The organism is Spirosoma sp. 48-14 (genome assembly GCF_001898575.1).
Lineage (GTDB): Bacteria > Bacteroidota > Bacteroidia > Cytophagales > Spirosomataceae > Spirosoma.
On the sequence record NZ_MKUD01000042.1, the window covers coordinates 20,713 to 36,481 of the forward strand.

14 protein-coding genes are annotated in these 15,769 nt (G+C 50.5%); 10 read left to right on the top strand and 4 right to left on the bottom strand.

The features are described from left to right. Positions 1-53: 53 nt before the first annotated feature. From BGO59_RS21050 to BGO59_RS21070, 5 genes are all read left to right on the top strand, one after another. Entirely contained in the window at positions 54-716 is a 663-nt protein-coding gene (locus BGO59_RS21050) for an ABC transporter ATP-binding protein (protein WP_293686452.1), read from the top strand. Positions 717-822: 106 nt separating this feature from the next. Beyond that, entirely contained in the window at positions 823-2,070 is a 1,248-nt protein-coding gene (locus BGO59_RS21055; RefSeq protein ID WP_293686454.1) for an ABC transporter permease, read from the top strand. Between the two features lie 100 nt (positions 2,071-2,170). Further along, on the top strand, positions 2,171-3,325 hold the full coding sequence (locus tag BGO59_RS21060) for an ABC transporter permease (RefSeq protein WP_293686576.1): 1,155 nt from the start codon (positions 2,171-2,173) through the stop codon (positions 3,323-3,325). A gap of 128 nt (positions 3,326-3,453) precedes the next feature. Beyond that, positions 3,454-4,827, top strand: a complete 1,374-nt coding sequence (locus BGO59_RS21065; protein ID WP_293686456.1) for a sigma-54 dependent transcriptional regulator — start codon at positions 3,454-3,456, stop codon at positions 4,825-4,827. A gap of 85 nt (positions 4,828-4,912) precedes the next feature. Continuing rightward, a complete protein-coding gene (locus tag BGO59_RS21070) occupies positions 4,913-6,193 on the top strand; it encodes an ATP-binding protein (protein ID WP_293686458.1) in 1,281 nt (426 codons plus the stop codon). 9 nt (positions 6,194-6,202) lie between these two features. Here BGO59_RS21070 and BGO59_RS21075 read toward each other — a convergent pair whose 3' ends face one another. Then, the gene (locus BGO59_RS21075; RefSeq protein WP_293686460.1) at positions 6,203-6,772 is read right to left on the bottom strand and encodes an antibiotic biosynthesis monooxygenase; all 570 of its coding nucleotides are present in this window, start codon (positions 6,770-6,772) and stop codon (positions 6,203-6,205) included. Positions 6,773-6,997: 225 nt separating this feature from the next. On the opposite strand from BGO59_RS21075, the gene BGO59_RS21080 reads away from it, so the two are divergent. Beyond that, on the top strand, positions 6,998-9,667 hold the full coding sequence (locus BGO59_RS21080; RefSeq protein WP_293686462.1) for a cation-transporting P-type ATPase: 2,670 nt from the start codon (positions 6,998-7,000) through the stop codon (positions 9,665-9,667). An 11-nt stretch (positions 9,668-9,678) separates the two neighbouring features. Here BGO59_RS21080 and BGO59_RS21085 read toward each other — a convergent pair whose 3' ends face one another. The 3 genes from BGO59_RS21085 to BGO59_RS21095 form a co-directional block, all read right to left on the bottom strand. Further along, positions 9,679-10,641, bottom strand: coding sequence for a DUF4886 domain-containing protein (locus BGO59_RS21085; protein ID WP_293686464.1), 963 nt, complete (start codon positions 10,639-10,641; stop codon positions 9,679-9,681). 107 nt (positions 10,642-10,748) lie between these two features. Beyond that, complete coding sequence (locus tag BGO59_RS21090) at positions 10,749-12,152, bottom strand: hypothetical protein (protein ID WP_293686466.1); 1,404 nt, start codon at positions 12,150-12,152, stop codon at positions 10,749-10,751. Continuing rightward, on the bottom strand, positions 12,149-12,712 hold the full coding sequence (locus tag BGO59_RS21095; protein WP_293686468.1) for a hypothetical protein: 564 nt from the start codon (positions 12,710-12,712) through the stop codon (positions 12,149-12,151). Before BGO59_RS21095 ends, BGO59_RS21090 begins: the two co-directional genes overlap by 4 nt. Positions 12,713-12,873: 161 nt before the next feature. On the opposite strand from BGO59_RS21095, the gene BGO59_RS21100 reads away from it, so the two are divergent. From BGO59_RS21100 to BGO59_RS21115, 4 genes are read left to right on the top strand one after another with little or no spacing between them, the layout of a single operon-like run. Next, positions 12,874-13,380, top strand: coding sequence for a molybdopterin-dependent oxidoreductase (locus tag BGO59_RS21100; RefSeq protein WP_293686470.1), 507 nt, complete (start codon positions 12,874-12,876; stop codon positions 13,378-13,380). Positions 13,381-13,385: 5 nt separating this feature from the next. Then, positions 13,386-14,126: a molybdate ABC transporter substrate-binding protein gene (gene modA / locus BGO59_RS21105; protein WP_293686472.1), complete on the top strand. Its 741-nt coding sequence runs from the start codon at positions 13,386-13,388 to the stop codon at positions 14,124-14,126. A gap of 43 nt (positions 14,127-14,169) precedes the next feature. Beyond that, the gene (gene modB, locus BGO59_RS21110) at positions 14,170-14,835 is read left to right on the top strand and encodes a molybdate ABC transporter permease subunit (protein ID WP_293686474.1); all 666 of its coding nucleotides are present in this window, start codon (positions 14,170-14,172) and stop codon (positions 14,833-14,835) included. Further along, complete coding sequence (locus tag BGO59_RS21115) at positions 14,832-15,650, top strand: sulfate/molybdate ABC transporter ATP-binding protein (RefSeq protein WP_293686475.1); 819 nt, start codon at positions 14,832-14,834, stop codon at positions 15,648-15,650. The genes modB and BGO59_RS21115 overlap by 4 nt, the downstream gene beginning before the upstream one ends. Positions 15,651-15,769 lie beyond the last annotated feature (119 nt).

Genomic DNA, 15,769 nt, shown 5'->3' on the forward strand with positions numbered 1-15,769 from the left:
ATCCTGTAATCCTTTCCTCCCTTTCTTTTCTCCTCCTTCCTCCCCCAAAAACCATGATACACCTCCAAAACATCGAAAAAGTGTACCGCACCAGCACCATCGAGACGCTGGCACTAAACAACATCAACCTGAATATCCGGAAAGGCGAGTTTGTCTCCATCATGGGGCCGTCGGGTTGTGGTAAAAGTACGCTCCTGAACGTGATGGGCCTGCTGGATGAACCCTCGAAAGGAACTGTCGAGATTGATGGACAGGCCGTTACGCAGTACCGCGACAAAGAACTGGCACAACTACGGAATCAGAAGATTGGCTTCATTTTTCAGAGCTTCCACCTGATCAACGATCTGTCGGTACTCGATAACGTCGAGATCCCGCTCCTGTATCGTTCGGCCAACGGGCGCCCGCGTCAGGAATACGCGAAAGATGCCCTGATGAAAGTGGGCTTAAGCAACCGGATGAAGCATTTTCCCAAGCAATTGTCGGGTGGGCAGAAACAGCGTGTGGCCATTGCCCGTGCCATCGTTGGTAATCCTGACATCATCTTGGCCGATGAGCCCACGGGTAACCTCGATAGTGCAATGGGCAACGAAATCATGAATATTCTCCAGCAGCTCAACAACGACGGGGCTACCATTGTGATGGTGACGCACGACGAACAAATGGCCAAACGCACCCACCGCCTGGTAAGGTTATTTGATGGGACGCAAGTACTGTAAAGAGCGAAAGAGTGAATGAGTGAAAGAGCGCCAAGTAACGGTTCACAATTTTCCTCCTCACTCTGCCCTCCGCTCTTTCACTCATTCACTCTTTCGCTCTTTAATCATGCTAACAAATTATATAAAAATCGCCTGGAAGGTTTTGCTGCGGCATCCGTTTTATACCTTCATTACGCTCTTCGGCATTAGTCTGACCCTGACGGTGCTAATGGTGCTGACGTCCTTTCTGGATCACCTGGTAGGAACGCATTACCCTGAAATGAAGCGTGACCGCTCGCTTTACCTGATGCTGATGGTTCAGCGCGACTCGGCCCACACGGGCAGAAGCTCCGGGCCAATGAGTTTTAAGTTTCTGACGAATTACGCTAAAACGCTGAAAACGCCCGAACGGGTAACCATTTTTTCCGCCTTCAATAGTTCCAATGCCTACGTGGGTTCGCAGAAAATTAAGCTGAAAACCAAATTTACCGACGCCGATTTCTGGCAGGTGATGGATTTTAAGTTTCTGGAGGGTAAGCCTTACAACGAACAGAATATTGCCAATGGCGATTACGTAGTGGTCATTACGGACGATTTCAGGAAACAGTATTTTTCTGACGCAACTGAATCCGTTATTGGCAAAGACGTTGATATCGAAAACATCCACTATAAGGTAATTGGCGTTGTGAAAGGCAGTCCCGTTACCCGGCCGGTAACCTGCGCCGACGTTTATTTTCCATACACGGCGCCTAAAAGCAACTACCAGCGAGACGGGATGCGGGGTGGATTCATGAGTATTCTGCTCGCCAGAGACAAATCGGACCTACCGGCTATAAACGAGGAGTTTCAAAGCCGCATTAGCCAGATTCCGTTGCCGGGTGTCGAAAATGGGTACAAATACACTACCCTGGAAGTAAAATCGGAGCCTTACGCAGAGAATTTCATCGGTCAGATTATAGATGGTGGCCCCGGTCTCAAGGCGATTCTGTTTGGTGTCATCGGATTTATCCTGTTCATGCTGCTGGGATTACCCGCGATCAACTTAGTGAACGTCAACGTGAGCCGGATTATGGAACGTGGGTCGGAAATTGGCGTTCGTAAAGCCTTCGGGGCGCCCGTTCGCACACTGGTCTGGCAGTTTATCATCGAGAATATTTTCATCACGTTCATAGGCGGGGCGATTGCCCTCTTGCTGACGAGCATCGTGATCTATTTCATCAACAGCAGTGGCTGGATCGCCTACGCCGATCTGACCATTAACCTGAGCGTCTTTCTAATCAGTATCCTGGTTTGTCTGATTTTCGGTTTCCTGTCGGGCGTACTCCCCGCCCTGCGCATGTCGAAACTTACCATTGCCGAAGCACTGAAATCTTAAAGAGCGAAAGAGTGAATGAGTGAAAGAGCGAACTGTTCGCTATCCATTATTTTTCACCCATCCGCTCTTTCGCTCATTCACTCTTTCACCCTTTATCATGATGCTACAACATCTCTTTAAACTCATCTGGAATAAGAAGAAGACCCACATGCTGCTGATTGTCGAAATCTGGGCTTCGTTTATGGTGTTATTTGGTCTGGCCACGCTGATCGTCGTGAACGTCGGCAATTACCGCGAACCGCTGGGTTTCTCGTACGAACGGGTTTGGGCAATCGGCCTGAATACGAATCAGGACACGACCGAACTGGCGGATAAAGTCCAGCGAATTGTCCAGCGATTAAACACTTACCCGGAAGTGGAATCGGTTTCGCGGATGAGCAGTAATTTCCCGTTTTCGGCTAATCAGATGAATAATGGCATCGAATACAACAAGCGTCATGTATTGGCTGATCATTATGTGACTGATGAAAATTTTGCCAAAACACTCGAAATGCCCGTTGTAGCGGGTAAGTGGTATCGGCATACAGATAGCGTGGGTAAATATTGGCCCATCGTAATCAACCAGAAGGCGAAAGAAGGGCTTTTTGGCGACGAAAACGCGCTGGGTAAAGTGGTTGGCGAACGGCTTAAGGTGGTGGGGGTCGTTGATAATTTCAAAGCCAAAGGTGAATTTATGTCGAATAAACCCGCCTACTTTGAATTAGTAAACGCAAAGGACTCCTGGAACAACACTATGCTGATCAGGGTGAAGCCGGGAACGGATGCCGTATTCGAAGCGAAAGTGGTAAAGGATATTGCCACGATGGTGAAAGGCTGGAGCGTAGAGGTCGACTATCAGACCGATTCCCGAAAGAATCAACATAACCTGGTGCTGGTGCCTGTTATCATTGCGTCCATTATATCCGGGTTTTTGCTGATCAATGTATCATTGGGATTATTCGGTGTCCTGAACCTGAGCATCGCCAAACGACGGGGCGAAATTGGCTTACGCCGAGCCATTGGGGCTACGGGCAGTGGGATTGCATCGCAGTTCATCGGTGAAATCTGGGTATTGGCTACCCTTGCTATGCTCATCGGTTTGCTCTTTGCGGCTCAGTTTCCAATTCTCAACGTGTTCGATTTGCAGGCTGGGGTATATATTACGGCTATCCTGATCGCCATCGCCGTTATTTACGGAATCGTTACACTCTGCGCCTTATTCCCCAGCCGTCAGGCAGCCCTGATTCAACCCGCCGTGGCCTTGCATGAAGAGTAGAGACGCAATACCTTGCGTCTCCTTTGCGTCAGCAACGGGGTCGTCTCCCTTAAATCTTTAAAAAACGGCTGCAAACGCCATACGGTCGGGAGACGCCAGGTATGTCGTCTCTACAGATTTTTACCATCATGCTTCTCATCATCGACGACGATATTGCTATTCAAACGTCTCTTTCGCTCCTATTTCGGAAAGAAGGCTTTCCAGTTAGGCTGGCCGATGGGCCGTTCGAGACGTTTGAGGTCCTGGATCAGGAAACCCCCGAAGCCATTCTGCTGGACATGAATTTCTCCGTCGATACATCGGGCGATGACGGACTGCGGTTGCTGCGCCGGATTCGGGAGCGGTTGCCTAATGTGCCGGTGATCCTGATAACGGGCTGGGGGAGTATCGATCTGGCTGTAGAAGGCATGAAGGCAGGGGCTAAAGACTTTATAACGAAGCCCTGGCAAAACGACCACCTTGTACAATCGGTGCGGACGGCATTGAATCTGGCCCAGGCGGCTCCAGCTTCACCCAACCGACGTAAACTCGACCAACAGTTTCAGTTTGAGAATATCGTTGGGGAAGATCCTAACCTGCTGGACATTCTGACTACTATCGGACGGGTGGCGCCAACCGATGCGCCCGTTTTGATTACGGGAGAAAGTGGAACAGGTAAAGAACTGATTGCCGAAGCTATTCACCAGAATAGCCGACGGAAGCGGCAGGCATTTGTAAAAGTCAACCTGGGCGGTATTTCATCGACGCTTTTTGAGAGTGAACTCTTTGGGCATGTACGGGGTGCATTTACCGATGCAAAAACGGATCGCGTCGGTCGGTTTGAACTGGCCAATAAAGGGTCGATTTTTCTGGACGAAATTGGCGATCTCGATCCGGCTAGTCAGGTGAAATTGCTGCGGGTATTACAGGACCGGACGTTTGAGCCGCTGGGGAGTAGTAAATCCCGAACGGTCGATGTACGGGTTATCTGCGCCACCAACCGGAATCTGGAAGAGATGGTCAGTAAAGGCCAGTTTCGCGAAGATTTGTTTTACCGTATTAACCTGATTACCGTTCGTTTGCCTGCCCTGCGAGAGCGCCCCGGCGACATTCCGTTGCTGGTTAACTACTTTGTCAGTAACCTTAAAACCATTTACAACCGACCCGATTTACGGGTAAGCGCTACTGCCCAGAAGTGGCTCAAAAATCTGCCATTGCCGGGCAATATTCGTCAGCTTAAAAATGTGGTGGAGCGCACCGTTCTGCTCTCACCCAACGATGAGTTACAAACCGACGATTTCGAGCGCAACCTTCCCCAAATGACCAGTACCCCGCACCTGGCACCCCATTCCCTGCCCGATGTTGGCACGATGACCCTGGAAGAAATGGAATACCAGATGATTCAGCGGGCAATGGCTTTTCACCAGAACCGGGTAGCGAAAGTAGCGCGCGCATTGGGCATCACCCGTTTTGCACTCTACCGCCGATTAGAGAAATTTGGTATTCCGTACGCTGAAGATTAGCGTGGGGCGAGGTGCACGGAGCGTGGAGCGGGACTTAGTCACCTTGTACCACGCCCCCTGCACCTCGCCCCACGCCCCCTGCACCATGCACATTAGCTTTCGAACCCGTTACCTGCTGTATATTATTGCTGTTCATGTGGCGATAGCTGGGCTGCTGTATCTGCTTTTACAGCAGAACAAGCCCTGGTTTATTGCCAGCGAACTGGGACTATTGCTGTCCATTTATATGGCCGTCAGCATTTACCGCCAGTTTCAACAGCCGTCCGAATTTATCGCGTCAGGAATAGAAGCCATTCGGGACAAGGACTTTACGGTCAAGTTCGTACCGACCGGAAATCGGGAAGTGGATGAACTCATAACCGTGTATAACCTGATGATCGACCAGCTACGCCAGGAACGCACCCGACAGATTGAGCAGCAGTTTTTTCTGGAAAAACTGATCGAAGCGGCTCCGATTGCCATCCTGATTTTCGATTTCGACGGGCAGATTGCGTCCATTAATCCGCGAGCCTGTCAACTGCTGTCGGTACAGCCCGACGACGTGGTAGGCAAACCACTGGATCAGATCGGGTTTTCGCTGCTGGCCCAAATGGCCGACATGACCGATGGTGACTCACGCGTAATGAAACCTAACGGAATCGAAACCTATAAAGTACAACGGTCGAATTTTATGGATCGGGGCTTCCGGCGGTCATTCCTGATTATCGAAGAGTTAACGCCGGAGATTCTGGCGACTGAAAAAAGCGCCTACAGCAAGGTGATTCGGATGATGGCGCATGAAGTGAACAACTCCATTGGTGCGGTCAATTCCATCCTGGGGGTTACTCAATCGTATGTCGATGAGCCGGATGTACAACATGCCTTGCGTGTGGCCGTTGAACGAAACGACCGCCTGAATCACTTTATGCGTCGGTTTGCCGATGTGGTTCGACTTCCGCAACCCCAGCGCCAGTCTGCCGATGTCAATGACATTGCCCGAAATGTTGTGCGGCTGATGCAACAGCAGGCCGAAGGAAAACAGGTCAGCCTGACCTATAAATCAGAGGGGGCCAACGCCCAATCTGTGGATGTTGAACAGCTTGAACAGGTATTGGTGAATATTATTAAAAATGCCTTGGAAGCTTGTAAGTCAGGCGATCAGGTTGACGTGTTTGGGGCGGCTAATGCGTTGATAATTCGCGATAACGGCCAACCGATTCCTGAATCGGCAGTAGCTAATTTGTTCAATCCGTTTTACAGCACTAAACCCGATGGGCAGGGAATCGGCCTGACCGTAACCCGTGAAATTCTCCTGAATCACCACGTCCAATTCTCCCTCCAGACCAAACCCGATGGCTGGACCGAGTTCCTGATTGAGTTTCCGTAACCAGCCGGTTTATCGAAAAAGCCATTTTGCCACCAGTCGGACGTAGCGAGGCATAATCACGAACGTCATCAACCCAACAATGACGGCGCTGGTTAGCAAGGCTCTGAAAGCTAATATTGACAAAAAAGGAACTGCGGCAAAAACGGGCGAAAGAAGCCACGGAACAAGCATCGAAAGCGGGTAAATGGCCGATAGGGTAATCAGAAATTGCTTGTAAGAGGGAGCCGTTTTGCTGCTGGGCTTAGGTGGCGTGAACCAGAATTCCAGCCCCGTTTTAATATCGATCGTTTCGTCCGTGTTCAGTAGGGGTCGTACCTGCTCAATCAGTCGTCGGCGGGTATCACTGTCCAGCCAGTTACGCAAATTCGTTTCCGATGAAAAGTGCAGAACAATGGTGTACTCATCACTCGTGCCGTGTGGCCGGATGATATTCACCCCCCGATGGCCTGGCGCTGACTGAGCCAGGGGTACAATCTCTTGTAGCCAATGTTCATAAGCCTCCACCTGATGTTTGTAAGGGCGTTGAACAATAATGGTCGTAACGGCGCTGTCTACTTCAATCGGGATACCGGCTGGCATGGCAGAACGTCTTTTTCGTGAATAGTCGTTGACTTTACGCTTAAAAATAAGCTAAAGAAATCTTTGATCAACTACAAATAGTCGGTAGATCGGTAATGTACCTACGCTTCTTCGGTCAATAGTGTTTTCTTTGGGTAGCGCATAACGAATCGGGGAAAGAAAAGTGCGGTGTTATTAAAACGGGATTAAAATGGTACTTTGCTGCTCTGTTCCAAATGCTCAGTTATGCCAAATCTTACCATTCCCGATCGGCCTTATCTGGTTGATGTAGAGCAACTTTTTCAGGACTTAGCCACTGACTCCAGAAAAGGGCTTTCGGCCGAAGAAGCCCACGCCCGACTGGAGGAATTTGGATCCAATGCCCTGCAGGAAACTAAACGTGAAAGTGCATTGACGATCCTGCTGCGCCAGTTTACAGGTGTGATTGTCTATATACTGGTGGTGGCGGCTGGGATCTCCTTTTTTCTGGGCGATACCGTCGAGGGCGTTGCGATACTGGCCGTACTATTGATCAATGCCGTGACAGGTTTTGTACTGGAATGGAACGCCCGGCAGTCAATGGACGCGCTCCGAAAGCTGGATAGCACACCCGCTCGGGTACTGCGCGATGGGCGCGTGCGCGAAATTGCCTCCGAAGACGTAACCCCTGGCGATATACTGGTGGTTGAAGCGGGAGATCTGGTGGCCGCCGATGCGAATCTGTTTCAGGTCAATCAGTTGCAGGTCGATGAATCGGCACTGACGGGGGAGTCGCTACCCGTCGAAAAACAGACGGCGATACCCGCCGAAGACGCACCATTGGGCGACCAGCTCAATCGGCTGTTCAAAGGGACAGCGGTAACGGCCGGAAATGGGCGGGCCATCGTAACGGGAATTGGCCAGCAAACCGAGTTAGGGAAAATTGCCACGATGGTCGAAGAAGCTAAACGGTCGGCAACACCGCTCGAAGAAAAGCTGGACGCACTGGCCAACGTACTGATCTGGGTAACAGTTGGGCTGGCTACGCTGTTTTTGACTGTCGGTCTGATTCGGGGAGAAGAGCCGCTCCGGCTGATCGAAACGGCACTGGCTTTGGCGATTGCTGCTATTCCAGAAGGCATGTCGGTGGTAGCCACCATTGCCTTGGCCTATGGGATGCTGCGGCTGGCTACCAAGAAAGTCATCGTCAAACGGTTATCGGCGGTCGAAACATTGGGTGGGACTAACGTGATATTTACGGATAAAACCGGCACGCTTACCCAGAATCGCATTGAGGTCAACACCATACAACTACCTGATCTATCGGCTGAAGTACAGGCGGATGCCGGAGCCCAAACGCTTCAGATTATAACTGGCAACCATGAAATTGTGGAGTCGGACGTGTTTCAGAAGCTGGTTCTGATCAGTGTGCTCTGCAACAATGCCGACTACGATGTTGTGGATGGAAAAGCCAGGGAAGTAGGCGATCCGGTAGAAGTGTCTCTACTGAAATTTGCGATGGCGGCTGGCCAGAATCCTGATGAAATCAACCGGGATTATCCACGCAGGGCCGAAAAAGCGTTCAGTTCCGATACCCGCATCATGGGTACGCTGCATGAGCACGAAAGTCGATACGTGATAGCTGTGAAGGGGGCCGCTGAAGAGATTCTGAATCGTTCTACATCTATTGACGAAAACACTCGGAAAAAGCAGTACGAGCTTTCGGAAAAGATGGCGGCCGATGGGTTACGTACGCTCGCTTTTGCGTATCGCGAGACGGATAAAACGACTGTACCCGGCGATGATTTTGCGGATAATGATCTGGCGTATCTGGGGCTGATCGGCTTTCTGGACCCGCCCCGAACGGAGGTGACACCTTCGCTTGAATCGTGTCGACGAGCGGGCATCAAGGTGATCATGGTCACCGGCGACCATCCCGCCACAGCCCTCGCCATTGCCTCGAAAGTGAAATTGATCGAACCTGGCGAAGAAATCGTTCTGACCGGAAAAGACCTTAAACCAATTGATCAGCTTACGGCCGACGAAACCGAAAAACTGCTCAACTGCCGGGTGTTTGCCCGTGTCAGTCCGGCGCAGAAACTCGACATGATCGAGTTGTACCAGCAAAAGGGCCATATTGTAGGCATGACGGGCGATGGTGTGAACGATGCCCCTGCCCTCAAGAAATCCGACATTGGCATTGCGATGGGGTTGCGGGGTACACAGGTAGCCGCTGAAACCGCCGACATGGTACTAAAAGATGATTCCTTTTCGTCAATTGTGGCCGCTATCGCACAGGGACGGGTTATTTTTGAGAATATCCGCAAATTCGTGCTGTTTCTGCTGTCGTGTAACCTGAGCGAGATTTTCGTGGTTACGTTTGCCGGTTTCCTGAATGTGGGAACGCCCTTATTACCGTTACAAATTCTGTTTATCAACATCGTAACTGACGTTTTTCCGGCGTTGGCCCTGGGCGTTGGTCGCGAAAATGCCAGCCTGATGGAGCGGCCTCCCCGTGATCCGAAAACACCCATTATGGACACCCGCGACTGGCGGACTTTGGTTCTGTATGCCTTGGCGATGACGGCTGCGGTGCTCGGAACGTATGGGATCGGAACCCGGCTGTTAGGGTTGAACCCGGATGAAGGCAACAACCTGACGTTTTATGCCTTATCGTTTGCGCAACTCATGCATGTGTTCAACCTGCATTCTGAGCGATCGTTTTTCGTCAACGAGATCACACGAAACCGCTATATCTGGTACGCCCTGATAGTTTGTCTGGCCATTCTGGCATTCACCTATTTCGTTCCGGTGTTGCACGACATACTCAATATTCAGCCCATGACCACCACCGAATTTAGCTTGATTCTGGCGTCTGGTATTGCTCCCGTCGTGTTAATCCAGCTTGTGCGGCTGATTGTCAGGGCGATGAAGTAATCCGAAGCAGTTTAGTGGACCAAAGGATTCCTGTATTTCCGACCTTCTTTCTTCACGGTTGACCAGGCCGTTTTTCGAAGTTGGCGGGCAAAATCTTTGTCGACTTCGGCAGGAGTGAAGGTTAGGTCCACGGGGGATTCCCCAAACAGAAAGCCATACCAGACCAGTCCGCCGAGGTAACAGCCAGCCGCATTGGCATGGTGTGAATCAAACCCCAGCTTGCCGTTGTTCCAGCTAAAGCCCACATGTAATGAGCGTGTTTGGTCGGGGAGAGCGGACGGCTGAGCCAAAGAAGCGTTAAACGCGGCATCGGGATGATACCCCCATTTCTTGCTGGAACTGATATGCCAGAATGCATCGCCATTTGGAATAATGGGTACCCCCAGTTCATCGGCAACGGTGTGATAGGCCGCCCTTGATTTTTCCCACATTTGCCGGGCATTATTCGCTGAATCCCCTTTGGCAATGCGGCTAAAATCCTTCGAATCGGATCGGTAGGCCCAGGTTTGATGAAAAACAACCGTTGCGTTGGGCTGTAGCTGTTTAACGTAGTCGTACAACTTTCGGGCGTAGGGTTGATAGGTGCTTACATCGCCTGAGAGAATTGAAGCCTGCTGAATCGTGACCACATCCCAGGTTCCGTCCGACAACAGCATTTTCAGCGATTTGCCGCCATACGGTTTGCCATTCGGATCGTCAGGATTTCGATCAGCAGCCTCCGCATGTTCCCAATGCCGTTGTAATGGCGCTCCACCGAGTTCCGCCCGACCGATCACAAGCGTATGGCCACCTTCTTTGGCCAGTTCAGGCAGGTATCTCGATGCGTTCTGCGAAAAACTATTCCCGATCAAAAACAGGCGAATCGACTTAGGGTTACGATTCGTATTCCGCGATTGAGGAAACGCCGAATCAACACCGAGAAAAAAGATAAAAAGAATAAAAACGGATGTGCCGTACCGATTGAGTGAAGTCATACGTGAGGAGCCAGACAGTGTATAGTAAACCGGTTTTAGACGTTCTCTACCCGTTTTCGGACAACAAACCAGTAAACATTACCCAAGAGCAGGGATTCTATAGGTAATTAATGGGCTGGTTTTACGGATTGTCCTTCCCAATGAGACAACCAACCCGATAACCATAGGAATAATGAGCTTGATCCTGGATAAACGTACATCAGCAATAGGAGCTTGAAGAATCCACGCCGGAATGTATAGGGAATATTGGCACCGTCGACATGCAGGATAAGCAGACCGAAAAGCATATACATGCCGAAAATCCAGAACAAAGTAGAAAGCCCTCGTGTATCCCGAAAGAAGACCAGATTTAGTAATGTGATGGCGAAAAAGACATAAACGGCATAGTTCCAGTAGGTATCGTGAAAGACAACTTGCTCGGTCATACCCTGAAAGATGGTTAGCAGGTTTCCAACATAGGAAGTTGGTGCTGCATGAATGCTACCTAAGTGGGTGTGGGGAGGTAATGGAACATAGCCTCGTAAAAAGCCGTAGTTCCAGAATAATACCGGAATTGAGCATACCAGCAGCAGGAGCGCTGCGTCTTGAATCGCCAGTATTCTACGGGCAGCTACTGTTTGGGCAACGATCAGTAGAGAGCCGATCGGGATAAAGAGAATCGTTTCGGTACGTGTCCAGCAGGACAGCGCCAGGAAAAGCATACCAGCGGTAAAAGCCCCTCGTTGTTGATCGTTCAGATACGTTTGTAAAAGCACAACCCCTGCCACAAAGAAAGCTGCATTGGCCCAGTCGGTCTGCACGAGAAAAGTATAGGCAAATAATTCGGGGCTACAGGCGAGCAGGGTGATGAGTAAACCCGCCAGCAAGGGATGGATCTGTGTTCGCAACTCGGCATACATAAATAGCCCAAATGAAATGACCAGTATGGTAAGCCAGATTTTCCCGAACGCATATGGGCCAACGCCATCCGCTGCCAATAGGTACAGAACTTGTTGCATCGCGGTGAATGGTGCGTAAAAAGGCTGGTTGCTGAACACCGATACCGACGGCAGGTGACTGGTAAACACGGACGATACGAGGGTGTGCTCTTTAACGGCAAACGTAGCTACCAGATCGGGGCCTACGATCGTATCGAACGGAAGGTTAGGATACCAGGCACATTTCCAGGCACTAATGAACAGGAGGTACCCCCAGAACGCCAGAAATGGTAACTCACCTAAGCGAACCGTCAGGTGTGATCGGGGGAACAGGCTCCGCAGATAGGCTCCACGATGCCGTAGCCCTATAAGCGATAGACAGGCTAGTAGAGCCAGCCCGATAAATAGGGGTGCTCGGGCAATGGGCAGGTGGGTAAATTCCAGCAAAAACGGTAACCCCGAACTAATCCCTAAACCCATAAGCATGGACAGCCCCAGTAAACTATACCCGTTGGCAACTGGGCGTAAGCGAGTTATCAGTCCGAAACCAATGAGAAACTGTGTGATGAGTACGAAAAAAATGGAAAAACTCATGGTTTGGAACGATGATAACGACGAGCCTGATCGGGTGTGTAGGCGAAGAAATGGGGATCGTATTTGCGAAACTCACTGAGAACCAGTGGTCGATTGTGGGGCTTGAAGGTCAGTAGAAAAAGCTTATTGTCGTAGGCCCAAAAGGTATGGGTTGCTCGCTGAAGTAGCGAGTCCGGGGTTGTCATATCAATCAAATGAACCGATTTGCCCAGGTGATAATACAGCACACTTGGATAGAGCCAGACGTACCCCGTTTCCTTCCCCTGTTGCCAGGCATTACGGATTAGGTATTGCTGGGGGGGAATTAGAAAGTAATCGTCCGGTCCGCAGCGCTGCTGGATTAGTGACGTAAACGTGTAGGCATCCCCATACCCTTCCAGTAGGCGTGCCGAAAGACTGGTTTGACTGGCCAGCCGCTGCCGTTGGTTATAAAATCGCTCCACGGTCGACATAAGCCATTCCTGATTTTTCGGAAGCCAGAGCAGCAGGGCTAAACATAGACAGCTACCTGCCAGGTAGGCAAATTGGATTTGCCAGTAATAACGACTTTGTTGACTCATGATCCGAAATACATAACTGCTTCATTGGTCCGACACCTGCGCTCAGAAACAGAAGGTAACTTTGTTTGGCTAAGTTAAATGCCAAAATTGACACATCGGCCCGAATCGAACCAAAACAATCGTTATGTTTGTATGGATATAACGATTAATAGACAAGCCGAATGAATCCGCTACGTTTACGAAATGGCATAGGCAAGATGATGGCTGCCGGAGTACTGGTTATCGTATGCCTCAGTAGTCAGGCCCAAACCGTTCTGACGATCTCTGGCGAAGTCACGAAGCCCTTAGCCTGGCAGGCAACTGATTTGCAGGAGATGCCGCATACAACCGTAACGGCTAAAGACCACGACGAAAAGGAACACCAGTATTCGGGAGTGCCTGTGTCGGAACTGCTTAAGCAGGCAGGCGTTACCATGGGTGGGCAACTACGAGGGAAAAACCTGCGAAAATATGTGATCGTCAAAGCGGCCGATGACTACGAAGCCGTATTTGCCCTGCCCGAACTCGACCCGGAATTTGCTAGTCGGTCTATTCTATTGGTCGATCGTGTCGATGGGGAGCCCTTAAGTAAGGACGTCGGCCCGTATCGACTCGTTGTGCCCGGCGAGAAAAAAATGGCCCGCTGGGTTCGGCAGGTGAACATGCTTGAGGTGAAGGTTGCGAACTAACTTGAATGAAAAAACTCGTATTATTTCTTTTGCTGTGCCCGCTTTTTCTTCGGGCTCAGCCACTTCGGGTAGCCGTGGCGGCTAATGCTCAGTTTGTTATGGAGGAGCTGAAGACCGCTTTTCAGAAAAAAACAAGCGTTACGGTTGAAACGATTGTTAACTCATCGGGCAAACTGACCACCCAGATTCAGCAGGGGGCACCGTACGATGTGTTTCTGTCGGCCGATATGGACTATCCGCAAACGCTTCACAAAGCAGGCTTGACCACAGCGGCTCCGGTTGTGTATGCATATGGGTCACTGGTGCTCTGGACTATGGGCGAACTGCCGGTGTCCACCAACCTGAACGTATTATCTGATCCTTCGGTGCGCCATATAGCCATCGCGAATCCGGCTACAGCGCCCTATGGTGAAGCCGCTATTGGCTTTCTGAAAGCGAAAAAGCTGCTGGCTACTGTACAGGCCAAAATCGTTTACGGGGAAAGTATTTCGCAGGTAAATCAATACATCCTGTCGGGAGCGGCTGAAGTTGGGTTTACGGCCAAATCGGTCGTGCTTGACCCAACCCTTGCCAAGCGGGGTCACTGGGTCGATGTACCACAAAGGGGGTATGCACCCATCGCTCAGGGGGTAGTCGTGCTGAAACGAACAACACAGCCGAAAGCTGCCGAACAATTTATGGCTTTTTTGCGTAGCCCGGATGCCCAGCGTATTTTGCAGAAATTTGGTTATCAATTGAAGCCGTAGTAGAAAAATTCTTGTTCATTACGGCATTTTCTTCCGTTCTCCTATGCCCATCGATTGGGAACCTATATGGCTGACGTTACGCCTTGCCAGCATCACGACCGTATTGCTGTTGTTGATAGGCGTGCCGCTGGCCAGTTGGCTGGCCTTAAGCCAGTTTCGGCTTAAGCCTGTAGTAGAAGCCATCATTAGCCTGCCATTGGTGTTGCCACCCTCTGTCGTTGGTTTTTATTTATTGCTTACCTTTAGCCCGGCGAGTGGTTTCGGTGCCTGGTTACTGCATCACCTGAACCTACAACTTGTTTTTTCGTTCGAAGGGCTGGTCGTAGCCTCGTTGCTTTATAGTTTGCCGTTTATGGTGCACCCAGTTCAGGCTGGGCTCGAAAACCTGCCTGTATCCTGGCGCGAAGCGGCCTACACACTGGGTCAGTCACCGAGCCGGACGTTGTGGCGAGTGCTATTACCTAATTGTAAACCCGCCTTACTGACAGGAATCGTTCTGACCTTTGCTCATACGATAGGGGAGTTTGGGCTGGTGCTGATGATTGGCGGCAATCTACCGGGTCAAACGCGCGTTGCGTCGATAGCCATTTATGATGAGGTCGAATTACTGCATTTCCAAACGGCCCATGCGTATGCTGCGCTGTTGTTAGCGCTATCGTTTGCTATTTTATTACTGGTCTATTTCGTAAATAAACGGGTAACTGTATGATCGAAATCGACCTGACGATGCCGCGTTTGTTTACGGAAGGACCTGGCGAGTTGAAAATGCGAATCGCCTTAGAATCAGGCAGTCTAACAGTGTTAACCGGGCCTTCGGGCGCTGGCAAAACTACCTTACTTCGACTGCTTGCTGGTTTAGAGATGCCTCATAGCGGACGAATTGCCGTTGATGATCGGGTTTGGCTGGATACGCAGCAGCGAATTAACCTGCCCCCACAAAAACGGTCCATTGGCTATGTATTTCAGGATACGGCACTCTTTCCAAACATGACCGTGCAGGAGGCCATTCAGTTTGCCGCCCCAAAAGGAGATCAGGACTTTGTGAATCAATTGATCGATATAACCGGGCTCCGTGCGTTTATGAATCAGAAGCCAGCTCAGTTGTCGGGCGGGCAACGGCAGCGGGTTGCACTGGCCCGCGCCCTGGTTCGGCGACCACAGGTACTTTTGCTCGACGAACCATTTGCCGCTCTCGATTCGCAGGCTAGTGAGACACTCCGGCAGGTCCTGTTAGCGCTTCATCAGCTATGGAAAACCACAACGCTGCTGGTTAGTCATCATTCCCAGGATACACGGGTATTGGCCAATCGGGTCATTCGGGTCGTACAGGGTCAGGTAGAGCAGGATGAACAATGCCTCAACGATGAATTACCGTCCATTGTGGAGCCTATAACCAATATCTCGTATCAGGAGGAGCATAGGCAATGGATTATCCAAACGGCCACCACCCAACTTCGATCTACTAATCCGGCATGGGGACAACGCAGAGTGGGAGATCTTATACAGGTTAGTAGTTCCATATAGTTTAGCACAGGCGGGAAGCCGGGAAGTCTGTTTTTGAAGAAAATTATTGTGATAATATTCTGAAAATTAGGTAGTTGTGGTTCGTTCGGTAGTGAACTTAGCAACTTCTCAAAGCGTTT